The 25565-nt window shown below is 65.8% G+C and carries 24 protein-coding genes; 8 read left to right on the top strand and 16 right to left on the bottom strand.

The genetic code is table 11. The features are described from left to right. Position 1: 1 nt before the first annotated feature. From BLU54_RS01520 to BLU54_RS01510, 3 genes are all read right to left on the bottom strand, one after another. Positions 2-598 carry a chemotaxis protein CheW gene (locus BLU54_RS01520; protein WP_091903847.1) on the bottom strand — a complete coding sequence of 199 codons (597 nt, stop codon included), beginning with the start codon at positions 596-598 and terminating at the stop codon, positions 2-4. Positions 599-649: 51 nt separating this feature from the next. Next, complete coding sequence (locus BLU54_RS01515) at positions 650-2278, bottom strand: methyl-accepting chemotaxis protein (RefSeq protein ID WP_170844974.1); 1629 nt, start codon at positions 2276-2278, stop codon at positions 650-652. Between the two features lie 296 nt (positions 2279-2574). Next, positions 2575-3060: an Lrp/AsnC family transcriptional regulator gene (locus BLU54_RS01510; RefSeq protein ID WP_091903845.1), complete on the bottom strand. Its 486-nt coding sequence runs from the start codon at positions 3058-3060 to the stop codon at positions 2575-2577. A gap of 177 nt (positions 3061-3237) precedes the next feature. On the opposite strand from BLU54_RS01510, the gene kynA reads away from it, so the two are divergent. From kynA to BLU54_RS01495, 3 genes are all read left to right on the top strand, one after another. Beyond that, positions 3238-4110: a tryptophan 2,3-dioxygenase gene (gene kynA / locus BLU54_RS01505; RefSeq protein ID WP_091903843.1), complete on the top strand. Its 873-nt coding sequence runs from the start codon at positions 3238-3240 to the stop codon at positions 4108-4110. A gap of 85 nt (positions 4111-4195) precedes the next feature. Continuing rightward, positions 4196-5392, top strand: coding sequence for an amino acid aminotransferase (locus tag BLU54_RS01500; RefSeq protein WP_091903841.1), 1197 nt, complete (start codon positions 4196-4198; stop codon positions 5390-5392). A gap of 789 nt (positions 5393-6181) precedes the next feature. After that, on the top strand, positions 6182-6595 hold the full coding sequence (locus BLU54_RS01495; RefSeq protein ID WP_211435279.1) for a hypothetical protein: 414 nt from the start codon (positions 6182-6184) through the stop codon (positions 6593-6595). 211 nt (positions 6596-6806) lie between these two features. Here the strand turns inward: BLU54_RS01495 and BLU54_RS01490 are convergent, their stop codons facing one another. Then, positions 6807-8084, bottom strand: coding sequence for an MFS transporter (locus tag BLU54_RS01490; protein ID WP_170844973.1), 1278 nt, complete (start codon positions 8082-8084; stop codon positions 6807-6809). Between the two features lie 486 nt (positions 8085-8570). On the opposite strand from BLU54_RS01490, the gene BLU54_RS23560 reads away from it, so the two are divergent. Next, on the top strand, positions 8571-9485 hold the full coding sequence (locus tag BLU54_RS23560; protein ID WP_170844972.1) for an alpha/beta fold hydrolase: 915 nt from the start codon (positions 8571-8573) through the stop codon (positions 9483-9485). 172 nt (positions 9486-9657) lie between these two features. On the opposite strand, the gene BLU54_RS01480 is transcribed toward BLU54_RS23560, so the two are convergent. The 11 genes from BLU54_RS01480 to hpaB all read right to left on the bottom strand — a co-directional run bounded on the left by BLU54_RS01480 (position 9658) and on the right by hpaB (position 20386). Continuing rightward, on the bottom strand, positions 9658-9975 hold the full coding sequence (locus BLU54_RS01480) for a hypothetical protein (RefSeq protein WP_139169392.1): 318 nt from the start codon (positions 9973-9975) through the stop codon (positions 9658-9660). 346 nt (positions 9976-10321) lie between these two features. Beyond that, on the bottom strand, positions 10322-11773 hold the full coding sequence (locus tag BLU54_RS01475; protein WP_091904474.1) for an NAD-dependent succinate-semialdehyde dehydrogenase: 1452 nt from the start codon (positions 11771-11773) through the stop codon (positions 10322-10324). A 98-nt stretch (positions 11774-11871) separates the two neighbouring features. Then, positions 11872-12678: a 4-hydroxy-2-oxoheptanedioate aldolase gene (gene hpaI / locus BLU54_RS01470; RefSeq protein ID WP_091903834.1), complete on the bottom strand. Its 807-nt coding sequence runs from the start codon at positions 12676-12678 to the stop codon at positions 11872-11874. A gap of 3 nt (positions 12679-12681) precedes the next feature. Next, positions 12682-13485 (bottom strand): 2-oxo-hept-4-ene-1,7-dioate hydratase, encoded by an 804-nt coding sequence (gene hpaH, locus BLU54_RS01465; protein WP_091903832.1) that lies wholly within the window; start codon positions 13483-13485, stop codon positions 12682-12684. A gap of 15 nt (positions 13486-13500) precedes the next feature. Further along, on the bottom strand, positions 13501-13890 hold the full coding sequence (locus tag BLU54_RS01460; protein ID WP_091903830.1) for a 5-carboxymethyl-2-hydroxymuconate Delta-isomerase: 390 nt from the start codon (positions 13888-13890) through the stop codon (positions 13501-13503). Between the two features lie 26 nt (positions 13891-13916). Beyond that, complete coding sequence (gene hpaD, locus BLU54_RS01455; protein WP_091903828.1) at positions 13917-14765, bottom strand: 3,4-dihydroxyphenylacetate 2,3-dioxygenase; 849 nt, start codon at positions 14763-14765, stop codon at positions 13917-13919. Between the two features lie 91 nt (positions 14766-14856). Next, complete coding sequence (gene hpaE / locus BLU54_RS01450; RefSeq protein ID WP_091903827.1) at positions 14857-16323, bottom strand: 5-carboxymethyl-2-hydroxymuconate semialdehyde dehydrogenase; 1467 nt, start codon at positions 16321-16323, stop codon at positions 14857-14859. A 29-nt stretch (positions 16324-16352) separates the two neighbouring features. Continuing rightward, positions 16353-17129 carry a fumarylacetoacetate hydrolase family protein gene (locus tag BLU54_RS01445; protein WP_091903826.1) on the bottom strand — a complete coding sequence of 259 codons (777 nt, stop codon included), beginning with the start codon at positions 17127-17129 and terminating at the stop codon, positions 16353-16355. After that, positions 17126-17815, bottom strand: a complete 690-nt coding sequence (locus BLU54_RS01440; RefSeq protein ID WP_091903825.1) for a fumarylacetoacetate hydrolase family protein — start codon at positions 17813-17815, stop codon at positions 17126-17128. Before BLU54_RS01440 ends, BLU54_RS01445 begins: the two co-directional genes overlap by 4 nt. Positions 17816-18265: 450 nt before the next feature. Continuing rightward, the gene (gene hpaC / locus BLU54_RS01435) at positions 18266-18781 is read right to left on the bottom strand and encodes a 4-hydroxyphenylacetate 3-monooxygenase, reductase component (RefSeq protein ID WP_091903824.1); all 516 of its coding nucleotides are present in this window, start codon (positions 18779-18781) and stop codon (positions 18266-18268) included. Between the two features lie 21 nt (positions 18782-18802). Beyond that, positions 18803-20386, bottom strand: a complete 1584-nt coding sequence (gene hpaB / locus BLU54_RS01430; protein WP_091903822.1) for a 4-hydroxyphenylacetate 3-monooxygenase, oxygenase component — start codon at positions 20384-20386, stop codon at positions 18803-18805. 160 nt (positions 20387-20546) lie between these two features. On the opposite strand from hpaB, the gene hpaA reads away from it, so the two are divergent. The 3 genes from hpaA (at position 20547) to BLU54_RS01415 (ending at position 23569) form a co-directional block, all read left to right on the top strand. Further along, the gene (gene hpaA / locus BLU54_RS01425; protein ID WP_091903820.1) at positions 20547-21563 is read left to right on the top strand and encodes a 4-hydroxyphenylacetate catabolism regulatory protein HpaA; all 1017 of its coding nucleotides are present in this window, start codon (positions 20547-20549) and stop codon (positions 21561-21563) included. Between the two features lie 294 nt (positions 21564-21857). Beyond that, positions 21858-22397 carry a homoprotocatechuate degradation operon regulator HpaR gene (gene hpaR, locus BLU54_RS01420; RefSeq protein ID WP_091903818.1) on the top strand — a complete coding sequence of 180 codons (540 nt, stop codon included), beginning with the start codon at positions 21858-21860 and terminating at the stop codon, positions 22395-22397. A 287-nt stretch (positions 22398-22684) separates the two neighbouring features. Then, positions 22685-23569: an SMP-30/gluconolactonase/LRE family protein gene (locus BLU54_RS01415; protein WP_091903817.1), complete on the top strand. Its 885-nt coding sequence runs from the start codon at positions 22685-22687 to the stop codon at positions 23567-23569. Between the two features lie 102 nt (positions 23570-23671). Here the strand turns inward: BLU54_RS01415 and BLU54_RS01410 are convergent, their stop codons facing one another. Then, positions 23672-24481, bottom strand: coding sequence for an IclR family transcriptional regulator (locus BLU54_RS01410; protein ID WP_235837739.1), 810 nt, complete (start codon positions 24479-24481; stop codon positions 23672-23674). A 407-nt stretch (positions 24482-24888) separates the two neighbouring features. Between BLU54_RS01410 and BLU54_RS01405 the strand changes: the two genes are divergently transcribed. Beyond that, on the top strand, positions 24889-25551 hold the full coding sequence (locus tag BLU54_RS01405) for a 3-oxoacid CoA-transferase subunit A (protein WP_091903813.1): 663 nt from the start codon (positions 24889-24891) through the stop codon (positions 25549-25551). Positions 25552-25565: the final 14 nt, after the last annotated feature.

The raw sequence follows: 25565 nt of genomic DNA, 5'->3' as shown, positions 1-25565 counted from the left end.
ATCACGCCTCCCGTGCCCGGCCGGGTGCCGCCAACCGATCGACGGCGCCGTCAGCGCTTCCAACGGCGCTTCCAACGGCGCTTCCCATGCCGCTTCCAGCAAGCTCCCGCGCCCCCCCGTCGTCCGGATAGAGACGGCCGCATACCTCCGCGCCCAGCAGCGCGTCCACCTCGACCCACTGCACCAGGCCGTGCTTGCGGCTGGCGAAGACCGGCCCGAGAAACGGTGTCTCGGGGGTGTCGATACCGCTGGGCAACAGCGCATCCTCGCCGACACGCAAGGTCTCGGTCGCCTGCTCGGCGATCAGGCCGAGCGGCACCGCCGGTGCCCAGGGGCGGTCGGCCCGCACGTAGTCGACCAGCAACAGACGCGTGCTGACGCGCGGTGTCGCTGGCTGGCCCGTCATCCGCGCAACCAGATCGATGACCGGCACCGATCCATGCCGCTTGTCGCTCGGGTCGCGCCAGAGCCCCGCCAGCCAGTGCGGCGCGGCGGGGATCTGCTTGAGGGCTTGCAGGGGCAACACGCGTCGGATCCGCCGCACGTCGAGCCCGTACCAGTCCCGCGCGATGCGGAAAGTCAGAAACAGCATCGTCATGACGCGCCGCTCAAACGTGCCGTGGTCGCAGCGTGGGCCATCGCGCCGGCGTCATGCCTTGACCTTGAAGCGCGTGACGCCGGTGCGCAGCTGGTTCGCCACCAAGGTCAGATCGTCGATCGCCTGGTTGGACTGGCGCAGGGACTCGACGGTCTGCTGCGCCGCTTCGGTCAGTTGCGACAGCGCCTGCGTGATCTGCTCCGCACCGCCCGCCTGATTCTGCACGCCGTCGTTGACGACGGCGAAGCGCGGCGCCAGTGTCTGCACCTGCTGGATGACCTGCGACAGTTGCTGGCCGACCTGCTGCACTTCCTGAATGCCGCGGCGCACCTCTTCGGAGAACTTGTCCATGCCCATCACGCCCGCCGAAACGGCCGACTGCATCTCCCTCACCATCTGCTCGATGTCGTAGGTCGCAACCGCCGTGCGGTCGGCCAGACGCCGGATCTCGGTCGCGACGACGCCGAAGCCGCGGCCGTACTCGCCGGCCTTCTCGGCCTCGATCGCGGCATTCAGCGACAGCAGGTTGGTCTGGTCCGCCACCTTCGAGATCGTCGACACCACCTGATTGATGTTGCCGGCCTTTTCGTTGAGGATGGCCAGCTTGGCGCTGATCGAGCCGGCCGCGCCCATCACCTGCTGCATCGTCTCGCTCATGCGCGACAGTCCGTCCTGACCGGTGCCGGCGAGCGCGACGGCGGTATCGACCACCTCGGTCACCTCGCTCATGGTTTGTACCAGGTCGCGTGACGTGCCGTAGATCTGCTGTGAAGTCGCGCCGATTTCGGCGGTGGTTGCCGCGGTCTCCGCGGCGGTGGCCTGCTGCTCCTTCGAGGTCGCGGCGATTTCGGCGACCGACGTCGTGACCTGCATCGACGATTTCTGCGCCTGCCCGACCAGCGCCGTGAGTTCGTCGCTCATGCGATTGAAGCCGGCTTCGAGCAACGCGAATTCGTCGCGACGGTCGCTTTCGATGCGTCCGGTCAGGTCGCCGGTACGCATGGTGTCGATCACCCCGGTGATCGTGCGCAGCGGCGAAGTCACCGCGTTGAGGAGGAAATAGCCGCAGGTCACCGCCACGCCGAGTGCTATGACCAAGGCCACGGCCATTGCGGCCTCGGCGTCGGAGACCGAATTGCGGATCTGCGCGGCGGAATCGTCGGCAGAACGCTTCTGCGTATCGGCGATGCCGCTGATCAGTTGCCGTCCCGCGTCGAAGACCTGCGTCAGCTGGCCGCTGAACAAGACGCCCGCCTCGACCGGGCGTCCATCCGGCAGTTCGAGGAAGCGGTTGATCACCGCGCGATATTTCTCGCGTGCGTCGCGGAACTGCTTGAAAGCCTGCCGGTCCTCCGCCGAACTGAGCAGGCTTTCGTAGCGCGACATCAACTCGTCGGTACGCACCCGGGAGTCGACAATGCGCAGGCGGTCGGCCTTGGCCTTGTCCGCGGTCTCGTCCGAATAGGCGATCCGGCTCGCGGCGAGGTAGCTCTCGGCCCAGGCGGCGCGGATCGCGAAGATCAGGTACATCTGCTGGACCGACTCGCGCTGCACGCTGCGCGCCTCGTCGTCGATCTTGAGCAGGCGGGTGTAGGCCAGCCCAGCCATCACGATCATCAACGCGAACACCAGACCGAAGCTGGCGATGATCCGACTACGGATTGACAGGTGCCTAATCATCCTTTCCCTGGCGGCGATGCCGCATTGCGCTAACAGGCCGGGCTGGTGCCCATGTTGTTGTGAGCTGTCGTTGTGAGCTGTCGTGCCGACGTTGTGCTGGCTGACGGTGCCGCTGTGGTCTGACAGCCGTTCCGGCCGCCACGCCAGGCGCGGCGCGTCGCATCCCGCCCACCGCGGCGCGCGCGGCCGCAAACCGCAGCCAGCGCGCCGGTCCGCCTACCCCTGTTGCGAGCGCTGGCGCACCGACATCGGGAGTGTACGTGCTTTTCCGGGGCGCAAGACCCCTTCCGTGCGCGTCAGCCCCGGCTGGCGCTGGCGCGCAACAGGCCGGTCACCGAGCCGCGCCGCTTGAGCGACCCAAGGACAATGTTCGAGGTGATGTTCATCACGCCTGGCGTACGATAGAGGCGATTGACGATGAAGTCCGAGTAGTGCGCGAGGTCACGCGTGTGCACCACCAACAGATAGCTGCACGAGCCGGTGATGATCAGCGCGTCGAGCACCTCCGGCCACGCTGCCACTGCCTCGACGAAGGTTTCGTGCCAATGTTCGACGTCGTGGCGCATCGTGACCTGCACGACGGCCTCGACTTCCAGCCCGACCTTCTTGAGGTCGATGTCGCAGTGATAGCCGGCGATGACGCCCGCCTCTTCGAGCAGCTTGACGCGACGCAGGCAGGCCGACGGAGACAGCGCCACGCGGGCAGCCAGATCCTGATTGCTGATGCGGCCGTTGCTCTCCAGGCAATGCAGAATCCGCATGTCGATCGCATCCAGCGTCACGGCAATCTCCTGTCTTATTAAGTCGGTTTGCGGCGATTCTATGCGAAAGTGCGGCGCAGGCGCCGTATTTTTCGCAAGCACATTCGAATTTTTACTCACTATTATTGTCGCTTCGAAGCACCTGCGGAAACGGCCCGGCGACGACCGGGCCTTCGCCACGCACGCCCCACGTCCCCCATGAACGAAGACACGCCTCCGACCTGCCCCTTCAACAGTCCCCGTCCGGCGAGCGAAGGGTGGCACGACGCCAAACTCGACTTCAGCAAGTCGATGAGCTATGGCGACTACCTGCAGTTGGACACGCTGCTCGCCGCGCAGAAGCCACTGTCGGGCGAGCACGACGAAATGCTGTTCATCATCCAGCACCACACGAGCGAGCTTTGGATGAAACTCGCGCTGCACGAGTTGCGTGCCGCGCTGCTGTGCGTGCGCAATGACGAGCTCGACCCCGCGTTCAAGATGCTGTCGCGAGTCAAGCGGATCTTCGAGCAGATCGTCACCGGCTGGAACGTGCTGGCTACCTTGACGCCGTCGGACTACACGCTGATGCGCGGCTCGCTCGGCTCCTCGTCGGGCTTCCAGTCGCATCAATACCGCGAGATCGAGTTCCGGCTGGGCAACAAGAACGAGCAGATGCTCAAGCCGCATGCGCACCGACCGGAACTGCACGACGCGCTCGCCACCGTGCTGGCCGAGCCGTCGCTGTACGACGAGGCGGTTCGCCTGCTTGCGCGACGCGGCTTCGAGATCGACGCGGCGCGTCTGGAGCGCGACTGGACCGGTCCGACGGTGTACGACGCAACGGTCGAGGCCGCCTGGCTCGCCGTCTACCGCGAACCGCGCCGGTACTGGGACCTGTATCAGCTCGCCGAGGACTTGGTCGACATCGAGGACCGCTTCCGCCAATGGCGCTTCCGGCACGTCACCACCGTCGAACGCATCATCGGTTTCAAGACAGGCACCGGCGGCACCAGCGGCGCCACGTATCTTCGCAAGATGCTCGATGTCGTCCTGTTCCCCGAGCTTTGGCAACTTCGCACCCAGCTTTGACGCTACACTCGCGGTTCCGAGCGCAAAGCGATCGCCCCGCGCCCGAGCCGTTCATTACCGATCCACTCACCGATTGACAGTCACCATGTTCGAACGCGTTGATGCCTACCCCGGCGACCCGATCCTTGGCCTGATGGAGGCCTATTCGAAAGATCCCCGCCCGACGAAGGCGGCGCTGTCGATCGGCCTGTATTACGACGAGAACGGCGACGTGCCGCTGCTGGCCAGTGTCAAGGAAGCCGAACGGATCGCGCAGGCACAGGCTCTGCCGCGTCTCTACCTGCCGATGGAGGGCTCGCCCGCCTATCGCAAGGGCGTGCAGCAACTGGTATTTGGCGCCGACCACAAGGCGCTCGCCGAAGGACGCGTCGCGACCATCCAGTCGATCGGCGGCTCCGGTGCACTGAAGGTCGGCGCTGACTTCCTGAAGCGCTACTTCCCAGACAGTCAGGTGTGGGTCAGCGATCCGACCTGGGACAACCACACGGCGCTGTTCCAGGGCGCGGGTTTCACCGTCAATACCTACCCGTACTACGATGCCGCGAGCAACGGCCTGCGTTTCGACGCGATGCTCGACACGCTGTCGGGCCTGCCTGCGCAGAGCATCGTCCTGCTGCATCCGTGTTGCCATAACCCGACCGGCATCGACCTGAATCGCGAGCAGTGGTCGCGGGTGATCGAGGTGGTCAAGGCGCGCGAACTGCTGCCGTTCATGGACATGGCCTACCAGGGCTTCGGCGATGGCCTGGCGGAGGACGCCTGGCCGATCCGCGCGATGGCCGATGCCGGCGTGGTGTTTCTCGCGGCGAACTCGTTCTCGAAGAACCTGTCGCTCTACGGCGAACGCGTCGGCGGTCTCAGCGTCGTCTGCGAGGACGCCGAAAGTGCGGGCCGGGTGCTCGGGCAATTGAAATCGTCGGTCCGCCGCAATTACTCGAGTCCGGTCCTGCATGGCAGCGAGGTCGTGGCCGCCGTGCTGGGCGACGCCCGGCTGTTCGCGATGTGGGAGAAGGAGGTTGCCGCGATGCGCGAGCGCATCAAGGCGATGCGCGAACGTCTGCACGCGGTGCTGTCGCAAAAGGTGCCGGATGGCGACTTCTCGTACATCCTCACGCAGCGCGGCATGTTCAGCTACACCGGCTTGAGCGCCGAGCAGGTCGACACGCTGCGCGAAGCATACGGCGTCTATCTGGTCCGCTCGGGGCGTATCTGCGTGGCCGGCCTGAACGAAGGCAATATCGAGTACGTTGCGAACTGTTTTGCCGAAGTCCTGAAAAAGTGACCGACGCGCGGCGCTGGCGATCCTGCAGGCGCCGCCCCCGCCTGCATCCACCCTACCTGGATCACCCTCCCTGGGGTCGCCCTACCTGGGTTCGCCTACCTACGTAGCGCGGCAGGGGTCCACCACCGCCAGGTTCATCCGGCTTGCCGCTGCGCAATGTAACGGCGAAGTCGCCGGCTGAGTCTTTGCTCCGCAGTCGAGCGCGCGGAAGCAGAACCGCTCGCAGCGCCGTTAAACACTTCTATTGTGTCATCGCCTCGCTCGCCGCCTGCGCGTCTGTCCTGATGGATTCGCGCCAACGGGCAGCACACGCCGAGGGCAGACCGCTTTCCGAGGTCGCCCCAGCTCGCCCATGCCGCCCATGCCGCCCATGCCGCCCTCTCCGGGCGCGGTCCGGAGTTGCCTGAACGAGTCGCCAGGGGAGCAACGCGATGTGGCCGCAAGCTCTCGCCACGCTTGCTTGCTCACCGCGCCGACCAGGCGCCGGCAGTTGCAGTGCAGCTCGCTCATTGTTCGCCATCCATCCGCTTTACTTGCCCGCGCGACCTTGTTCGCGGCACAGCCGGTCCATTTCCCGCATTGCCAGATCTCCCAGCGAACGTTCCGGCTGTCGGTGCGCCATGCCACACTGCGTAGGCATGGGGTTTGCATGTATGGGCGCTGTCTTCCGCCGACCCATGGGGGTTGGTCGCAAAGGAAGTTACAGGTTCTTAACACCTGTAAATGCCGGAAGTGCATAAGCTGTACTCACCGCGAAACAAAACGGTTCACTAAAAACGAGGAGGAACTATGACCCGCTTCCAATCGATGCTGCTTGCTTCCGCCCTGACCATCGGCGCGACCGGCGCCGCGTTTGCGCAAACCACGCCGACGACCGATGCACCCGCCACGCCGCCGGAGCAGCGCGTGACGGCGCAGACCACCGATCCGCTGGTTCAGCACCGCAACGACAACTCGGCGGCCAACGCTGAATACAAGCAGAATCGCAAGGCTGCGAAGTCCGACTACAAGCAGCGGGTCAAGGCCGCCAAGGCGGACCGCAAGCAATTGAAGAAGGATTCGGCTGCTGAAGAGCGCGCCGCCGTGAAGGCTCAAGCCCAAGGCGGCACGAACGGCGGCAATATCGCCACCAACGCGCCGGGCGGCGCGGACAGTGGCCCGGCTCAGCTGCAACAGGTGCCGACCACCACGCAGAAGCAATAAGATTGCGCGCCGCAAGGCGCGACTGATCGCTTCACGAAGGTCGACGGGACGGACGCCACGGCGTCCGTCTTGTCATTTGGGCGTCGCGCGGAGCGCACGCTTCGCGTAAGGCATGACCGGCTGGTCGAGTCGAGCAGCAAGCCGGTGCGGAGTCCCGCCAGCGGCGCACGGCCCGCACCACGTCCCGCTTCGGCGACGGTGCGGTGCTCGTCTAGCGCGCGCGACCCAGCGCGCCGTACACCGTATAGCGGTACAACAGCGCCGCGGCGCCGAGCATCGCACACGCGAAAGTCGTCATCGCCGCGCGCATGCCGAACGCGTCCGCACCGACGCCGATGGCCAGCACCGGAATCGCGTTGCCGACATAACCAAGCAAATAGAACAAGGACACCATCGCGCCGCGCTTGTCGGGCGGCGCGGCGCGATTGACCAGCCCCGCTGCGCCGACGAATGCCGCGCCGTAACTCGCGCCGGCCACGACCAGGGCGCCGGCATACAGCAACGGCCACACGGCCCATGTCGCCAAGACCGCCGCCGCCAATGCGACGCCGAGCAGGATGGCGCCGCGCAGCGCCAGACGGTCGGGGGCCCGGCCGCGCAGGGTCAACTGCGCAAGTCCGGCGGCAAGTTGGAAGCCAGTGACGGTGAGACCGGCAGCGGAACGGCTTGCAATCCCGGCGTAGTCGCTGGCGATCAACGGGCCCAGCGCTTGGATCACCGAGGCAATCGCCCACGAAAACATCAGGGTGGCGGATGCGGTAATGAAATCGGGATGGCGGATACTTTCGCCCAGCCTGCGGCTGCGCTGCGTCGTCGAATGCGCGACGGGGACACGCGCCGGCCAATGCACGGCATACAGACCTGCCGCGGTTCCCAACGCGATCAACGCGACAACCAGATACGGGGTCAGAAGCGGCCACAGATCGAAGCGCAACGCGATGCCGGCCAGAATCGGGCCGAGCGCGCCGCCGCAGGTCAGCGACAGCGTCGCCAGCGCCGCGGCACGCCCGTGCGCCTCGCGTGGCAGCAATTCAAAGAGCGCCGCGTTGCAACTGCCGGTCAACACACCGGCGCCAAGACCCGCCAATGCCCGCCCCGCGAAAAGCCACACAGGGGCGTCGCCGAAGGCAAGCGCGAGCGCGCCGCCCGCCACCATCGCCAGTCCGGGCACAATGAACCAGCGACGGTCGCGAAGCCGATCGGCAAGCGGTGCGCAGCCCAGCAGCGTGACGAGCACCGCGATGCCGTAGGCGGTGAACGCGCCCGTGAGCGCGACGGAACTCATCTGCCAGCGTTGCTGGTAGAGCGGATAGAGCGCGGACGGGGCGCTGCTCAGCAGCATCGCGCTGGCCAATGCACACACCACCAGCCACAGCGCCGCGCCGCATGTCGCCCCGACACCCCTGGTGGCCTCCGCGGCGGCATGCGGGCGCGTGTCGGGGCGCTCGGGTGCCGCCGCGCTCACGCCGGCGCGCAACGGGCCAGCCACGCCCGGCACGTTTGTGCCGGTGGCACCGTCCCTATGCCCGCTGGCGTCATGCGGGTAACCGTCCGCGGCATCGAGCGCAGGCGTGACAGGCGCTGCCCGCGACGCCTCAGGGACGGACGCTGGGTCGCTGAACGCAGCGGGCGACGAAGGTCGAGAGACAGGCACGATGGTCAACGACGAAATCTGAAAAACGGGACGGCGGACGGGCAACGCGGTACGGAATGGAACGCGGGCACAGCGCGCGACGTCGCCCTGACTCGCGCAGCCGGCCAACCGTTGGCCCGGGTCGAGGGTACGGCGAAACGGTCGAGGCAACCTGCTGCCACGCCATTCCGGGTCGGCCCGGTCCCGACGAATCCACTACAATACAGGGTTTTCCGCAGTCATTGCTGCCGACGCGCTTGGGCCCTCAAGGCAGACCGGCTTGCCGAGGTTCTGCCCGGCGCCGCCCGCGCCACTCTTTCCCCGCCGTTCCCGCCTCTTGCCATGCAGCCCACAGTTCATACGTCCCCCGCCGGGGCTCGCATCGCATACATCGAGAAGGGCCATGGGCCCACCGTCGTCCTGGTGCACGGCTCGCTCTGCGACTACCGTTTCTGGCAGCCGCAATTCCAGGTCTTCGCCGCCGAGCATCGCGTTATCGCGGTCAGCCTGCCGCACTACCATCCGGTTGCCGAACAAGCAGTGCCATTCGATTGGCACACTCACACCGAAGCGCTGCGTTCTTTGATTGATGCGCGTAGCGACGAGCCGGTACATTTGCTTGGCCATTCGCGGGGCGGCACCCTGGTCGCGCATCTCGCGGTCGCCGCGCCACATCGAATCGCAAGCCTCACGCTCGCCGAACCGGGCGGCGCCCGCGGTCCGCTGGGCGGCGCCGAGACCCCGCAAGCGGGCTTGACGCCATCGCCAGCGTATTCGCACACTCAGCCACCCACTCAGCCACCCGCTCGCGCAGCCGACTACGCGCCGGAAATCGCGTCAGAAGTCGTCCCGGTTGCGGCGGACTGGCTGGTGCCGGTGCTCGCGCTGCTCGAAGAAGGCCACACCGATGCAGCGTTGGCGCGCTTCGTGGATACGGTTTCGCGCCCCGGAACGTGGCGGCAAACGCCGCCGATGGTGCAGGCGATGATGCGCGACAACGCGTCGACCATTCCCCTGCAAGCGCGCGAAGCAATGCCCGGCGTGAGCAAGGACGCAGCAGAAGCGCTCGACGTCCCGGTGCTGCTGGTAGCCGGCGAACGCAGCCCTGTCCGCTTCCACGCGGTCATCGCGGCGCTGGCCGCGCAGTTGCCGCGCAGCCAGCGGCAAACGATCGCCGGCGCATCGCACGGGATGAATCTCGCGCACCCACGCGCCTTCAACGAAGCGGTCCTGCGGTTCGTGTCCGCGCACCGCTGAGGCCGGTATTGCGGGCGGCGCGCAGCGGCCCGAAGCAACTCGACACGACGCAACGCAACGCGCCACAAGGCGACGAAGCAGCATCACAAACGAAAGGCGCCGCGACCAGGGTCGCGGCGCCTTTTGGACCCGAGCAGGCGCGTGTGCGCCTGCTCGGTCGATCAATCGGCTTTCAGCCTCTGTTGTCGATCCACCACGCGCCGTACTGTTCGCCGTGCGTGACAGCGCTGGTCATATCCGCAAAGTATTCGATCGCGTGGAACGCGTAACGACGAGACGGATCGTCGTTGGCCGCGAGTTCGACGTTCGAATGATAGGTGCCATCGCCAAGCGGATGGGCAAAGGCGTGGATTTCATAGCCACGATACTGGTTTTGCATGTTCTGCATTTCACTCCGGTGTTGCGACGGCCCGGCCACTTCATTACGCGGCTGGGCCGATACTGTTGTCTGTTTTTCTAATGACTTGCCTGGCACGACGTGCAGCGACACGAACCTCTGTCCAGAGGGTGTCAGCCGAATACGTGGGCCCGCCGTGTTTGGTAGCTGCAGGACGCGGGCCGCTTCACGGCAACGTCTGCGTAGGAAGATAGGCGGCCGCTTCGAACCGCCAGATTGAACCGAGATTGTGACGAATCTACGATTTTCAAGGTGGCCGCGTCATTGCGGTCGGCACCTTAAGCGAGAATCATACCCGTTTTAGCAGAAGCGTGCCGGCGCCGCTGCAATCTGGCTGCCGCGTGACGGTCGATCGGATGTCGCTTGGCGCGGCATCGGACGCGGCATCGGGCGCGCCTCCGCCACGCGCCAGTGACGCGCGTGGCGAGCGGACCGAGGCCTACAGGCCCGCCATGCAAAGGTACTTGATCGACAGGTAATCCTCGATCCCGTATTTGGAGCCTTCGCGTCCCAGACCGGACTGCTTGACGCCGCCGAACGGTGCGACTTCGTTCGAGATCAGACCGGTGTTGATGCCGACCATGCCCGACTCCAGGGCATCGGCGACCCGCCACACACGGCCGATATCGCGGCTGTAGAAGTAACTGGCCAGGCCGAACTCGGTATCGTTCGCCAGCGCGATCGCCTCCTCCTCGGAATCGAACGGGAACACCGCGGCGACGGGGCCAAACGTTTCCTCGCGTGCGATCAACATCGACTTGTCGAGATCGGCCAGCACCGTTGGTTTGAAAAAATTACCGCCACGCTCGTCCGGCTCGCCGCCGAGCACCAGGCGAGCGCCCTTGGCCTGCGCATCCGCAATGTGCTCGCTCACCTTTTGCACCGCCGCCCGGTTGATCAGTGGGCCAATCGCGACGTCCGCTTCCGTACCCGCGCCGACCTTCAATTTTGCGGTCGCCGCGGCGAGCTTCTCGACGAAAGCGTCATGCACCTCGCGCGCGACGTAGATGCGATTGGTACACACGCACGTCTGCCCTGCATTGCGATATTTCGAGGCAATCGCGCCCGCCACCGCAGCATCGAGATCGGCATCGTCGAAAACCACGAACGGTGCGTTGCCGCCCAGTTCGAGCGACAGTTTCTTGATCGTGTCGGCACTCTGCCGCATCAGCAGGCGGCCGACCGCCGTCGAGCCGGTGAAGGTCACCTTCTTCACCGACGGATTGCTCGTCATCTCACCGCCGATTGCCGCCGGCTCGCCGGTCACGACGTTGAAGACGCCTGCCGGGATGCCGGCGCGCAGCGCCAACTCCGCCAGCGCCAGCGCCGTGAACGGCGTCGCCTCGGCCGGCTTCAAAACCACCGTGCAACCCGCCGCCAGCGCCGGGCCGACCTTGCGCGTGATCATCGCCGCGGGAAAGTTCCAGGGCGTGATCGCTGCAACCACGCCGACCGGCTCGCGCGTCACGATCAGCCGGCGATCGTTGGCCGTGGTTGGAATCACGTCGCCGTAAATGCGACGCGCCTCTTCGGCAAACCATTCAATGAACGACGCCGCATAAACGATCTCTCCCCGTGCTTCGGCAAGCGGCTTGCCCTGCTCCGCTGTCATCAACCTGGCGAGATCGTCGGCATGCTCATTGATCAGCGCGAACCACCGTTTGAGCAGGTCCGCGCGTGCCTTGGCGGTCTGTCGCCGCCAGGGACCGAACGCACGCTGCGCCGCATCGATTGCTCGTCGGGTTTCGGCCGCCGCCATTTTCGGCACGCGGCCCACGATGGCGCCGTCCGCGGGATTGTCGACGGACAGCACGGCGCCATCGTCGGCAGTGCACCACTCGCCGTCGATCAAGGCATTCTGGCGGAACAGCAGCGAATCGTTCAGGCTCAGCACAGCTCATCTCCTCAAGCGAGGCCGCGCGCCGGCCCCTGTCAAACACGCGGCGCAGGCCCCGTGCCAGCCCGCGCGAACCGAGAACGCGTCGGCGTTCAGTACACGCCGCCGCTCGGCGCGGCGGCCACCCGCACGTCGCGGAACTGCGCCAACACGTTCTCGGCGCCACGCGCCAGGATGGTGGTGTCCACGCCGACCGCCGTGAACAGGGTGCCGAGCTCGATGTAGCGCTTCGACGAGGCCACGTCAGCACTGAGGATGCCGGCGCCCTTGCCCGCCGCGTTGATCGCGGCGATGGCCGTGCCGATCGCGGCCTGCACGTCGGCCCGCCCTGGATTGCCAAGCGCGCCGAAGTCGGCCGCCAGGTCCGACGGCCCGATGAACACGCCGTCGACCCCCTCGACCGACAGGATTTCGTCGAGGTTGTCCAAGGCCTTGCGCGTCTCGACCTGGACCAGCACGCAGATCTGCTCGTTCGCGCGCTGCAGGTAGTCGGGCACGCGGTTCCAGCGCGATGCACGGGCCAGTGCGGCGCCGACGCCGCGCGAGCCCTGCGGCGGATAGCGCGTCGCCGCGACCGCGCGCCGTGCCTGTTCGGCGTCGTCGATCATCGGGATCAGCAGCGTCTGCGCGCCGACGTCGAGCACTTGCTTGATCATCACCGCGTCGTTCCACGCGACGCGCACGACCGGATGCGTCGGATAAGGCGCAACCGCCTGCAACTGCGCAAGGATGGTCTGCAGCGTATTCGGTGCGTGCTCGCCGTCCACCAGCAGCCAGTCGTAGCCGGCGCCGGCCACCATCTCCGCCGCGTAGGGGCTGGCGAGGCCAAGCCACAGCCCGATCATCGAGCGGCGCGCGGCCAGTGCCGCCTTGAACGGATTGTGCAGGATATCGCTCATCGTTTATCCGAAGTAGCAGGCAATCGTACCCAGCGGACCGTAATCGACATTGAAGGTGTCACCGACACGCGCCGCGCACGGCCGCGTGAACGAGCCGCCCAGGATGACCTGGCCGGCCTCCAGTTCGACCCCGAACGGATGCAGCTTGTTCGCGAGCCAGGCCACGCCATTGGCCGGATGATTCAACACGCCGGCGGCGACGCCCGTCTCCTCGATCACGCCATTGCGCGACATGATTGCCGACACCCAGCGCAGATCGATATCGCGCGCCTTGACCGGTCTGCCGCCCATCACCACGCCGGCGTTCGCGGCGTTGTCCGCTATCGTATCGAAAACCTTGCGCGGCCGTTTGGTCTCGGGGTCGATCGACTGGCTGCGCGCATCGATGATCTCCAACGCGGGCGTGACGTAGCGGCATGCGTCGAACACATCGAAGATCGTACAGTTCGGCCCGCGCAACGGCTTGTCGAGGATGAACGCAAGTTCGACTTCGACGCGGGGCAAGATGAACCGCCCGGTCGGAATCGTGGTTCCATCGTCGAAGAACATGTCGTCGAGCAGCGTTCCATAGTCGGGCTCGTCGATCTGCGAGCTGGACTGCATGGCTTTCGAGGTCAGGCCGATCTTGTGCCCCCGGACCTGCCGGCCCTCGGCCAGTTTGATTTCCAACCAGCGCCGCTGAATCGCATAGGCGTCGTCGATCGTGATGTCGGGATGGTCGAGCGAAATCTGGCGAATCTGCTGACGCGTCTTTTCCGCTTCGTTGAGTCGGTTGGCGAGCGTCTCGACGATGTCCTTCGCGAGCATGGCAATTCCCTTGCGTCAGGCGCGCTTGTAGCGCGCGTGGATGTTGTTGTGCTTGTAGGTGCCGCCTTCGTCGAACTCGGCGAATTCCATCGAGAGCGCCAGATAGCGCTTCGCGAACAACTCGGCGAAGTGGTCCTTGATGACCTCGAACACCGCGTCACAGGCGGCGCGCTTGGCCTCGGGCGGGCGCCCCGCGCCGATCTTCATCGTGACGTGCACGAATGCATCGTCCTCGCTGCCGTCGGCGACGCAGTAGTCGTGCAGCGCAAGCGCCCGCGAGCGTATGCCGCCGGTCGGAAACAGACCGTTCTGCGCGATCAGCGTCTCGTTGATACGTTTCAGCAGCACCGGCATGCGGGCTTCGCTGGCGATGTTGTCGGTGTATTCGACGACGATATGAGGCATGGCGGACCTGGGCGAAAGAAGCTGGGTCAGTTCAGCGGGAAGATCGCGTTGATCTGTCCCGTTCCGGAGCTGGTGAAGTAGTCGGTGACGACTTCTACGGGTTTGTCGTAGCTGTCCCAGCCGAGCAGCCCGAGCAGCATCGCGGTGTCGTGCATGCCGCCTTCGCCGTAGCAATGCTCGTTGTATTCGGGCAGCATCTTGCAGAACGTCGCGAAATCCCCCGCCTTCCACAGTTCCACGACGCGGTGGTCGACCTGCTTGAAGAATTCGCGGCTGATCTGATGCATCGCTTCTTCGGGACTGTTGTTGTCATTGAAACGATGCGACAGCGAACCGCTGGCGAGAAAGGCCACATTGGCGTCGCTCGCTTCGATCGCTTCCTTCAGCGCCACGCCGAAGCGACGGCTCTCGTCGAGCGAATGCCAGGCGCACCAGCCTGCGATGGACACCACCTGGAAGTGCTGGTCGCCGTTCATGTAACGCATCGGCACCAGCGTGCCGTACTCGAGTTCCAGGCTGTCGATCTCGTGGGCGCGCGTGCCGACGCCATGGCGGGTCGCGGTTTCGGCGATCAGCCGGCCGAGCGCCGGATTACCGGGATAGGCGTACCGCATGTCCTTGATGAAATGCGGCAACTCGTTGCTCGTGTAGATGCCTTCGAAGCGACTGTTGCAGTTGACGTGATAGCCGGCGTTGACGAGCCAATGCACGTCCGACACGACGATGGTGTCGACGCCGAGCGCGCGGCAGCGCTCGCCGATGATCTTGTGCCCCTGGATGGCCGCTTCGCGACATCCCTGATGCTTGCCCGGCAGTTCGGACAGATACAGCGACGGCACGTGCGTCACCTTGGCCGCCAACGACAGTTTGCCCATCACGCCTCCTTGTTTGCTATTGCGGCGCGTCGCATGCGGCGACCGGCGCCAGCCTGCGCTGCCGCGGCGCCCCGGGCGCCGCCAGCGCGCTTCACACGCCCCACTTCGGAATGTGGTGGCTGCCCATCGAGATGCAGACGTTCTTCACCTCGGCGAACACCTCCAGGCTGTACTCGCCACCTTCGCGGCCGATGCCGGAGTCCTTGGTGCCACCGAACGGCTGGCGCAGATCGCGCACGTTCTGGCTGTTCACGAACAGCATCCCGGCTTCGATGCCGCGCGCGATGCGATGCACCTTGCCGACGTCCTGCGTCCACAGATAGGACGAGAGACCGTACTTGACGTCATTGGCGAGCGCCAGGCCGTCTTCCTCGCCCTTGAACGGCAGCAGGCAGACCACGGGGCCGAAGATCTCTTCCTGCGCGATGCGCATGCGATTGTCGACGTCAGCGAAGACGGTCGGCCGCACGAAATTGCCCTTGCTCAGATGCGCCGGCAGGCCCTCGGGCTTGTCCGCGCCGCCGGCCACCAGCCGCGCGCCTTCCTGCTCGCCAAGCTTGATATAGCCGGTGACCTTCTCCCAATGCTGCTGGGTGATCATCGCGCCGACCTGGGTTTTCTCGTCGGTCGGGTCGCCTACCCTGAGCCGCTTCGCGCGTTCCGCGAACTTCTCTACAAAACTGTCGTACACCGTCTCCTGAATGAAGATGCGGGAGCCAGCGGTGCAGCGCTCGCCGTTCAGCGAGAAGATGGTGAACAGGGACGCGTCGAGCGCGCGGTCCAGATCGGCGTCGTCGAAGATCAGCACCGGCGACTTGCCACCGAGTTCCATCGACAGCTTCTTCAGACCAGCGCGTTCGACGATCCGCTTGCCGGTGGCCGTGCCGCCGGTGAACGAGACGACCCGCACGTCGGGGTGACGTACCAGGGCGTCGCCGGCCGTCGCACCGTAGCCCTGCACGACGTTCAGCACGCCGGCCGGGATGCCCGCCTCCATCGCCAGCCGACCCAGCTGGTCGGCCGTGAGCGGCGACAACTCCGACATCTTCAACACGGCGGTGTTGCCGAGCGCGAGGCACGGCGCGACCTTCCACGTCGCCGTCATGAACGGCACGTTCCACGGCGAAATCAGCGCACACACCCCGACCGGTTGGAACAAGGTGTAGTTCAGCATCTGGTCGTCGACCGGGTAGGTCCGACCGTTGACCTGCTGGCAGACTTCGGCGAAGAAGTCGAAATTGTGCGACGCGCGCGGAATCAGCTGCTTGGATGTCTGAGTGATCGGCAGACCGGTATCCTGCGTTTCGAGCCGGGCCAGCTCGGGCACATTGTCCGCAATGAGTTGCGACAGGCGTCGCATCAGGCGCGCGCGCTCCTTGGCCGGCGTGTTCGCCCATTTCGGGAAGGCGGCCTTGGCGGCGGCCACCGCCGCGTTGATCTCCGCCTCGCCGCCCGACGCCACCGCCGCGATCTCCTCGCCGGTTGCCGGGTTGTAGGTGACGAAGGTTTCGCGGCTTTCGACCTGCTTGCCGTCGATCCAGTGCTTGATGACGCTCATCGGATTGCTCTCCTGTCGTGCAAGCCGCCTCAGGCGGCGCTGTGACGTGAACCGTAGTATTCGGATTGCGCGGCGATGGTATTGACCAGCCGCCCCAGGCCTTCGATCTCCGTAACGATCTCGTCGCCCGGACGCGTATCGGCCAGTCCCTCCGGCGTGCCGGTCAGGATCAGATCGCCCGGCGCAAGCGTCATGAAGCTGCTCAGATACTCGATCAGCCAGGGCACGCTGAAGATCATGTCGCGCGTCGAGCCCTCCTGCGTCAGCCGCCCGTTCACATGGGTACGCAAGGCAAGATTCATCGGGTCCGCAATGTCTTCCCGATCGACCAGCCAGGGACCGAGCGGTGTGCAGCCGTCGCGGTTCTTCACGCGCAAGTTCGGCCGATAGTAGTTTTCGAGATAGTCGCGAATCGCATAATCGTTCGCGATCGTATAGCCGCGCACGTAGTCGTATGCGTTCTCGGCCTTGACGTTGCGCGCCTTGCGTCCGATCACGACCGCCAGTTCGCACTCGTAGTGCATGTAGTCGACGTTGTCGGGACGGACCGTGCGGGCCCGGTGGCCGATCAGCGCATTGGGCCCCTTCAGGAACACCAGCGGTTCCTCGGGCGCCTTGAACGCAAGCTCCTTTGCGTGGTCGGCGTAGTTCAGCCCGAGCGCGAAAATGGTGCCGGGCACCACCGGCGGCAGGAAGGTGACGGCCTGCTCGGCAACCAGGCGGCCGTCGCCCAGCCGCAGTGCATCGGTGTCCGTCGGATGCGCGACGTGGATGGCGCCGTCGTAGGCGACGCGTGCTGTCTTCATCGTGTTTGCTCCGCGGCGGCAGCCACCAGCCGCCCATTGACCGAACCCACGCTGGCGATATCGATGGTGAATGCCTGTCCGGCGTGCGCTTGCGGCGCGCCGTGCGGCACGCCGACCAACAGAATGTCGCCAGGCATCAGCGTCATGAAGTCGGTGACATCGGCGATCAGGGCCGCAACCGGGCGCACCAGGCTCGACGTGTTCGCGCGCTGACGCACCTCGCCGTCGATGCTGACCGTGATTGCCAGCGAGTCGGGGTTCGCCACCTCGGTCGCCACGCGCATCGCGCCGATCGGACAGAAGCCGTCGCGGCACTTCTGCCGGACTGCCGGCCGATAGACGCTCTGGTGCGGCACGCTGATGTCGGCCACCGCGACGTAGCCCGCGACGTGCGCCAGCGCGTCGCGAGGCGCGACACGTGTCGCTTGGCGACCAATCACCACGCCGAGCGCGGCGCCGATTTCCAGCGCCGGGACGTCGGCCGGCACGGCGACGGACGCGCCGTCTGGCGCGAAGGTGTTGCGCGTCTTGATATACAGAATCGGCGCGACCGGCGCCTGCTTGTAAGGCGGCTGCTCGACGGCATCGCCGAGCGCGGCCAGCGCCTCGCGATAGTTGAGCAGCGCACCGTACACGGTGCCGACTGCAATCGGCACGCCGGACGTGCCAGTGAGTTGGAATGACATCGCTTCCGCTCGGACGATTGTGCGTCATGCGCTGCCGCCCCGGCCAGCGCACCCCTGGAAAAGGCAGCGCAGGGCCGCCGCCTCTGAATAATTAACATGGTAACGATGAGCGCGCAACACCGGCTACTGCGGGAAACCCTAGCCCACATCCTGCTCGGCAGCCCGAGCCTGCGAGGCGGCACAAGGCAACGCGAATCGCGCATCGGTGCCATCCGCGCCTGTTTGCGTTGCGGCCCCCCAGCGACGCCTCAACCGGCGATGCGGTTGCCTCTGCCCGGCCAGAAGCCGAGGCTGCGCAGGCGCGGCGCCGCCAAGCGCAGCGCCGACGCCTGCCGCCGCCTACGGGCGCCGGTCATCAAGCGCAGCTCAGGCCGTCGAACCACAGCAGCCTCATCGAGTGGCGAGAAACCGAGCATCGTCGTCCACCATGGTCCGACGATGGCCCACGCGTCAGGAAGTCGGTGCGCGCTTCAGCCGATGGAACAGGCGGTTGAAGTACACCAGGCTGTCAGCGGACTCGCGCTCATCCACGCGCACGTCGTCAAGCTCGACGAACAGGATCGAATGCGTGCCCACCTCTTCCACGCGCGTGATCCTGCCCTGCAGATTGACCAGGGCGGCCTTCAGCACCGGCACCGAACCGTGGCCCTCGTCCCAGTCGGCCCAGCCGAATCGGTCCGCCATGGACAGGCTGGTGACGCCGGCGAAGTGCTGTGCAAGCGCTTCGTGCTCGCCGCCCAACACGTTCACGCACAGGCGCTTGTTCGCCTTGAACGTCTCGTTCGTGGCACTGTTCCGGTTCACGCAGGCGATGATGGTCGGCGGCGTGTCGGTCACCGAGCAGACCGCGGTCGCGGTGATGCCGCAGCGGCCGGCGGGCCCATCGGTCGTCAGGATGTTGACCGCGGCCGACAGGTGCGCCATCGCATGGCGAAAGCGCTTCTGTTCCTCGCCGATCTCGTTCATGTCTTGCCTCCAGCCGACGATCTACTGACGAATGCGATCGAGGGCGTTGATATCTTCAGGGCCGTGCAGATGGTCAACGAGCCAGCCGTTCTCGTCGTAGTCGGCCATGCAACGGTCGACCATCGCGGTCATCTTTGCCAGCGTACCCGTACCTTGCGCATGGCGCAGGCACTGCATGCGAATCTCGTCCTGGCTGCCGGCGTAGTTGATCTCGTACAGCTCATGGCGGCCACCGAACTCGCTGCCGATGGCATCCCACAGCAGCTTCAGGATCTTCACCCGCTCGGTATGACTCATGCCGCCCGAACCGCGGACGTACTGTTCTAGATAGCGATTGAGCATCGGGTTCTTCAGATCGCGTACGCCCGATGGCAGATAGATCAGGCCACTGGCAACCACCTGCTCGATGATCTTCTTGATTTCGGGATACGCCTGCGGCGCGAGCACGCGGTAGGCCTGCAACGCCGAGGAATTCGGCGTGATGGCACCATTTTCCCAGTTTTCGGGATTGCCGACCATCGCGTCGGTCAGCGCCCAGAAGGTATTGCGCCAGGCGATCACCTCGCCCACCGACGCCTGCACGCCGCGGAAGTCCATCGTCCCGCAACAGGTCAGTGCCTTGACGAGCAGACCGCAGATGAAATCGAGCTTGACGGCCAGCCGGGTGCAGCCCTGCATCGGGAACAGGCGTCCGAAGCCGCCCTTCTGGAACCACATCTTGCAACGCGCGAAGTCGCGGTAGATCAGCACGTTCTCCCATGGGATGAACGCGTTGTCGAGAATCAGGATCGCGTCGTTCTCGTCGAAGCGGCTGGACAGCGGATAGTCGAACGGCGCGCCGCCCAGGCCGGCCGCCAGTTCATACGACGGCCGGCAAATCAGCTTCATGCCCGGCGTGTTCATCGAGGCGATGAACATCAGCGCGAAATCGGTGTTGTCGCCCAGCACCTGTGCCGAGCCTTGGCCGACAAAGTTGTAGTGGGTCAGCGCGGAGTTCGTCGCCACCACCTTCGCGCCGCTGACATAGATCCCCGCGTCGGTCTCGCGATCGACGGAGATGTAGACGTCGCGAACCTGGTCGACCGGCTTGTCGCGGTCGATCGGCGGGTTGACGATTGCGTGGTTCAGGTACAGGCCGGCTTCCTGAATGCGTTTGTACCAGGTGCGGGCGTTGTCGGCGAAATCGCCGTAGAAATCGGGCACCACGCCAAGGGCGCTGCCGAACGCCGCCTTGTAGTCGGGCGTGCGCCCCATCCAGCCGTAGCTGAGTCCGGACCAGCCGGCGATTGCATCGCGCTGCTGCCGCAGATCGTCGGCCGACTTTGCGAATCGGAAGAACTTGTGCGTGTAGCCGCCGTTACCCGTGTCGGTTGCCCAACACAGATCGTCCTTCGACGCCGGATCGTGCAGCGCGTCATACAGCTTGGCGATCGACGCAGCCGCGTTCCGAAACGCCGGATGCGTCGTGACATCCTTCACGCGGTCGCCGTAGATGTAAACCTCGCGGTCGTCGCGCAGGCTGGCAAGGAACTCCTCGCCGGTGAACGGGCGGGTGCGGTCGGCGCGGATATCTTCGGGGCGCGGGCTGGCTTGTGTGGTGGTCATCGCTGTCTCCATTGTTCGTTGCGCTACCTGGCGCTACCTGGCATGAACGCCGGCGCGGCATGCATGACCGCATCTTGCGCGCTGCCGGCCACGCTCGCCAAGACACGATGCGCGGAAAAAATGGTACTTTCCGTGGATTAGGCGATGCCAAGCCCATGCCATGCCGACCGACTCACCCGCGCTGATCCCGAACATCAATCTCGGCCGAGACTTCGATCGACGGTACGAGGGGGCTGACATCCACTACGAGGCGCTCGCGCGTCTGGCCGATTTCTTCGGCCGCAACATGGGCGCGCACCGGCATGACCGCGTGTTCCAGGTGCACTTCCTCGAGACCGGCGAGGTGCGCCTCCAGTTGGAGGACCAGTTCTACCAGGCGAGCGCACCGCTGTTTTTCGTGACGCCGCCGTCGATTCCACACGCGTTCGTGTTTTCGGACGACGCGCAAGGGCATGTGCTGACCGTGCACCAGGCCATCGTGTGGGCGCTCGCGAGCGAAGGCTTCGCAGGCGAACCGGGCCGCGCGCTGACCGAAGCGCGTTGCGTCGCGCTGCCGCCGTCATGCGTGGCCTCCGAACGGCCGGCGTCCGAACTTGCCAGGGCCGCGAGCGGCTTCGACGCAGTGCCGCGAGGCAGCGTCACGCGCACGCTGATCGATCTGTTCCACATGCTGCGCGACGAGGCGTCCGCACAGCGACCGGAACGGGGGCAAAGTCTGCATGCGCTCACGCGGCTCATCTTCATCTGGCTGCACCGTGCGTCGGACGCACCGTTACCCAAGCGTGCCCAGAGTGGACGTGACCTGACCGTGTTTCGCGCCTTCAACGAACTGGTGGAGCACCACTATGCAGAGCATTGGCCGTTGGCGCGCTACGCCGAAGCGCTCAACGTCACGGAGTCGCGCCTGAACGATATCTGCAGGCGCCTGGCGGACGTGCCATCGAAGCGTGTGCCGACGGATCGGCTGATGCAGGAAGCGAAACGTTTGCTGCGCTTCACCCGAGCGTCGGTGTCGGAGATCGCCTGGCAACTGGGGTATCGCGACGACGCGTATTTTTGCCGGGTGTTCCGGCGCGAGATCGGGGCGGCGCCGGCCGCGTGGCGCAGACGCCTGGCACCGAACAACGATGGTGACGATCGCCCACCAACGCTGGACCAGCGCCCAATGCAGGAATGACAGGCGGTCAGGATGAACAGCGCAACGGGCGCTCGCCCGCTCCCAGGCCTCAGGACCGTACTGGTACTTTCGAAGGGTTTAGAGAAAAGACGCCAGGAGCGCATTCCAGCACAAAATTTAACAGGTTAAAATCTTTTCACAAGCTAGGGTTTTCGCCAGTCGGCAACGGGTCGCTTCCGTCGAGACAATCCGAGAGGCGTCGTTGCACGCTCGCTCTCGCAAGCCGACGCCGGGCGGCAGCGCACCCTGGACGAACCGCCGCCCACCAAGGCCCAATGCCGCCCTATCGCCTCGATGACTCCTGCGTTCAAACACCGTAACCTGCCGCATCTGCTCCTGCTTGCGCGCGAACAGTTCATGGCGTTCTTCCGTCCGATCCTGCGCGAGCATGGCGTCACGGAACAACAATGGCGCGTAATGCGGGTGCTGGCCGGCTCGGGTCCGCTGGAGCCCAATCAGCTTGCGCTGGCCTGCACGATTCTCAGTCCCAGCCTGACGCGGATGCTTGTTGCGATGGAAAGCGCGGCGCTGATCACGCGAACCCGCTCCGAAGTCGACCACCGCCGCCAGATCATTGCGCTGACCGACAAGAGCCGCGCGATGATCGCCCGGATGGAACCGATCATCGAGCAACAGTACAAGGACCTCGAGGCGCGCCTGGGCGAAACCTTGATCGGCGAGCTGTATGGCGCGCTCGATGCGGCAATGGGACGGCTTGCCGACGGCAGCGCTCCAGCCGGCGACGATGGGCTTGGACTGGACGGCGACAGCGATGCCACCGCCGCGATCGCGCTCGACGGCTTCGACACTCGCAAGCTAGGCGCGACCAACTGAACTGCCGGGCGGAACGCAGGTCCCCAACCGCCGCACGCCAGACCGCGATTGCGCGGCGCACCGATTTCAACCTGCCAGTCGCGGGTGCGCAACACCTCGCCACGGTGCCTGCCTTGCTGCCCATCGCCGCGATGCGCGTTGCCGGCGGGACTGCCTGTCGCCGCCGCGTGCGCTCGGCCCGGCACCGTTCGGGATTCGGCTGAACCCATTGCTGGACCGCTCCTTGCACCGGTCGCCATCGGCGGGGTTTTCCGCCGGACGCGACATGACGCACCGGAGAAACAGACATGGAAGCAGCGCTCCTCATCGACGCACGACAGACGCTGGCGGAGGGCATCGTCTGGTCGCCCGCAGAACGTGCGCTGTGGTGGACCGACATCACCGGCGCGCGGCTCTGGCACTGGCGCGCGGCCGACGGGCAGCTGCGCAGCTGGGCGATGCCGGAGCGGCTTGCTTCCTTCGCGCTGTGCGACGACGCGCGCTGGCTCCTGCTGGCCCTCGCTTCCCGGCTGGCATTCTTCGACCCCCAGCGCGGCGATCTTCATCCGATATGCAGCGTGCGCGGCGAACCCGGCACCCGCCTGAACGATGGCCGATGCGACCGGTTCGGCAACTTCGTGTTCGGCAGCCAGGACGAAGCGGAGCGGCCTGCACGCCGCGGGCGTTACTACCGCCTCAACCGCGATCTCACGCTGATCGAACTGGACCTGCCCCGCGTGGATATTTCGAACAGCGTCGCGTTCAGCCCTGACGGCGCACGCATGTATTTCACCGACACCCCCTCGCACGTCATCCAGTGCGCCGACTATCGGGCGTCCGGCGAGATCGCGAACCGCCGCGTGTTCGCGCGCCTCGGCCCGGGCGAAGGGCAACCGGACGGCGCCATCGTCGATGCCGACGGCGGTCTGTGGAGTGCGCACTGGGGTGCCGGCCAGGCCGTCCGCTACAACCCGGACGGACGCATCAGTGCCCGCGTGCACATCGGGGCACCGCATGTCACCTGCATGGCCTTCGGCGGTCCGCGCCTCGACACGTTGTACGTCACGACGTCGCGCGAGGCACTGGCACCGGGTGAGACACGCTATCCGCATGCCGGCGGCATCTTCGCGGCGGTGCCCGGTTACCGCGGACTGCCGCCCGCGCGCTTCGGCGGACGACCGCATCGCAAGTGACGCAATGCGGTGCGGGCTGACCATGCGTCGCGGACGGCCGGCGCACGGCGGCGAGATGCCGGGACGGCGCTCGTCTCGTTCGCGGTTGCGCCGGCGCCGTGGTCAGCCACGGCGCGCGATCAACGCCGAGATCTCTTCGCTGGCGCTTTGCAGCGGCGTCAGGAAGGCCTTCACCATCTGCTTGGCCGATTTGCGCTGCGCGTTACCGCTGATATTGATCGCGGCGATGATGCGACCCTGCCGATTGCGAATTGGCGCGGATAGGGAAATGAGGCCGCGCTCCAGCTCCTGATCGACCACTGCCCAGCCTTGCGCGCGCACGCGCGCGATTTCTTCGCGCAGCGCGGCCGGCTCCACCAGCGTACGCGGCGTGCGCGCCTCAAGCGGTGCCTGCGCGATGACACGATCGAGGGCGGCATCGTCAAGGCCGGAAAGCAGCACGCGGCCCATCGACGTCCACAGCGCAGGGAGCCGACTGCCGATCGACAGGTTCACCGTGATGATCTTGTGCGTCGGCACGCGCAACACATAGACGATTTCATCGCCGTCCAGCACTGCCGCAGATGAGCTCTCATGCACCGTGGCGACCAGCGACTCGATCACCGGTTCCGCGACATTCCAGAACGGCATCGACGTCAGATATGCAAAGCCGAGATCCAGGATACGCGGCGTCAACCGGAACAGCCGGCCCTCGGTTTCGACGTAGCCCAGCGCCACCAGCGTCAGCAGAATGCGCCGCGCGCCCGCGCGCGTGAGGCCCGTTGCCTGTGCGACGTCGGTAAGAGTCTGCGCCGGCCGTTCGGCATTGAACGCGCGAATCACGGCCAGACCGCGCGCGAATGACTGCACGTAGGCGTCTCCAGGACGTTCGGTGACGTCGGCGCTTTCGGCGGCGCTTTCGGCGGCGCTCACGGCAGTTTGGGCGGCAGGTCGGGGCGTCGGATCGGTCACGGCACGCGAGATCTGTCTGGTGTAGGGGGAACGCGAAGCATAGCGGAAGCGTGCGCGCCACGCCATGCATGCGCTGCGCTCGATCCATGCCGGTACTGGCGACGTGCGCGTCCTGCGGTCACCGGTTCGCATCCGCCGCCGCAGCGGCCCGCGCGGCGCGGCGCAATTACCCGCCTGACCAGTCGGTCGGCCTTGACAGCGCCCTCCCGCGCTCCTAATATCGCCGCAAAGCGTTCGCTATACGAAACTACGTTCGATATGCGAACATTTCGAACCCTTATCTCGGTCGCTGGCCCCTGCCGCGGCCCGAGCTGCCAGCAGCTTGCCGCCGCGCACGCGGAGCCACGGCTCGCCGTCAAAGGAAGACCATGATCGACAAAATCTGCCCGGACATCGCCGACGCGGTTGCGCCGCTTCGCGACGGCGCAACCGTGATGATCGGCGGCTTCGGACTGGCAGGCATGCCGGCCGAACTGATCGATGCGCTGATTGCCCACGGCGCGCGCGACCTGACCATCGTCAACAACAATGCCGGCAACGGCGAGACGGGGCTGGCGGCACTGCTGAAGGCGCGGCGGGTTCGGAAGATCATTTGCTCGTTCCCGCGTCAGACGGATTCCTACGTGTTCGACGCGCTGTACCGCGCCGGCGACATCGAACTGGAACTGGTGCCGCAGGGCAACCTCGCCGAGCGGATTCGCGCCGCGGGCGCCGGCATCGGCGGCTTCTTCACGCCGACCGGCTATGGCACCGCGCTTGCCGAAGGCAAGGAAACGCGCGAGATCGACGGCCGCCAATATGTTTTCGAGACGCCGCTGCAGGCCGACTTCGCGCTGATCAAGGCGCATCGCGCGGACCGCTGGGGCAATCTCGTGTATCGAAAGACGGCCCGCAACTTCGGCCCGATCATGGCGACGGCGGCAACCACCACCATCGTGCAGGTGAAGGAAGTGGTGCCGCTGGGCGAACTCGATCCCGAAGCGATCGTAACGCCGGGCATCTTCGTCGACCGCGTGGTCGCGGTCGGCTGACCGCCCAGGAGAAC

Origin of the sequence: Chitinasiproducens palmae (assembly GCF_900095735.1) — a bacterium.
Taxonomy (GTDB): domain Bacteria; phylum Pseudomonadota; class Gammaproteobacteria; order Burkholderiales; family Burkholderiaceae; genus Chitinasiproducens; species Chitinasiproducens palmae.
The sequence above is the reverse complement of the archived record's forward strand: the minus strand, read 5'-3'. Positions and strand labels throughout refer to the sequence as shown.

Bases quoted from the DNA above. Each gene is read 5' to 3' on its own strand.
- BLU54_RS01520 (WP_091903847.1), bottom strand. From the start codon at position 598: ATGACGATGCTGTTTCTGACTTTCCGCATCGCGCGGGACTGGTACGGG.
- BLU54_RS01515 (WP_170844974.1), bottom strand. From the start codon at position 2,278: ATGATTAGGCACCTGTCAATCCGTAGTCGGATCATCGCCAGCTTCGGT.
- kynA (WP_091903843.1), top strand. From the start codon at position 3,238: ATGAACGAAGACACGCCTCCGACCTGCCCCTTCAACAGTCCCCGTCCG.
- BLU54_RS01500 (WP_091903841.1), top strand. From the start codon at position 4,196: ATGTTCGAACGCGTTGATGCCTACCCCGGCGACCCGATCCTTGGCCTG.
- BLU54_RS01495 (WP_211435279.1), top strand. From the start codon at position 6,182: ATGACCCGCTTCCAATCGATGCTGCTTGCTTCCGCCCTGACCATCGGC.
- BLU54_RS23560 (WP_170844972.1), top strand. From the start codon at position 8,571: ATGCAGCCCACAGTTCATACGTCCCCCGCCGGGGCTCGCATCGCATAC.
- hpaI (WP_091903834.1), bottom strand. From the start codon at position 12,678: ATGAGCGATATCCTGCACAATCCGTTCAAGGCGGCACTGGCCGCGCGC.
- hpaH (WP_091903832.1), bottom strand. From the start codon at position 13,485: ATGCTCGCGAAGGACATCGTCGAGACGCTCGCCAACCGACTCAACGAA.
- BLU54_RS01460 (WP_091903830.1), bottom strand. From the start codon at position 13,890: ATGCCTCATATCGTCGTCGAATACACCGACAACATCGCCAGCGAAGCC.
- hpaD (WP_091903828.1), bottom strand. From the start codon at position 14,765: ATGGGCAAACTGTCGTTGGCGGCCAAGGTGACGCACGTGCCGTCGCTG.
- hpaE (WP_091903827.1), bottom strand. From the start codon at position 16,323: ATGAGCGTCATCAAGCACTGGATCGACGGCAAGCAGGTCGAAAGCCGC.
- BLU54_RS01445 (WP_091903826.1), bottom strand. From the start codon at position 17,129: ATGAAGACAGCACGCGTCGCCTACGACGGCGCCATCCACGTCGCGCAT.
- BLU54_RS01440 (WP_091903825.1), bottom strand. From the start codon at position 17,815: ATGTCATTCCAACTCACTGGCACGTCCGGCGTGCCGATTGCAGTCGGC.
- hpaC (WP_091903824.1), bottom strand. From the start codon at position 18,781: ATGAACGAGATCGGCGAGGAACAGAAGCGCTTTCGCCATGCGATGGCG.
- hpaB (WP_091903822.1), bottom strand. From the start codon at position 20,386: ATGACCACCACACAAGCCAGCCCGCGCCCCGAAGATATCCGCGCCGAC.
- hpaA (WP_091903820.1), top strand. From the start codon at position 20,547: ATGCCGACCGACTCACCCGCGCTGATCCCGAACATCAATCTCGGCCGA.
- hpaR (WP_091903818.1), top strand. From the start codon at position 21,858: ATGACTCCTGCGTTCAAACACCGTAACCTGCCGCATCTGCTCCTGCTT.
- BLU54_RS01415 (WP_091903817.1), top strand. From the start codon at position 22,685: ATGGAAGCAGCGCTCCTCATCGACGCACGACAGACGCTGGCGGAGGGC.
- BLU54_RS01405 (WP_091903813.1), top strand. From the start codon at position 24,889: ATGATCGACAAAATCTGCCCGGACATCGCCGACGCGGTTGCGCCGCTT.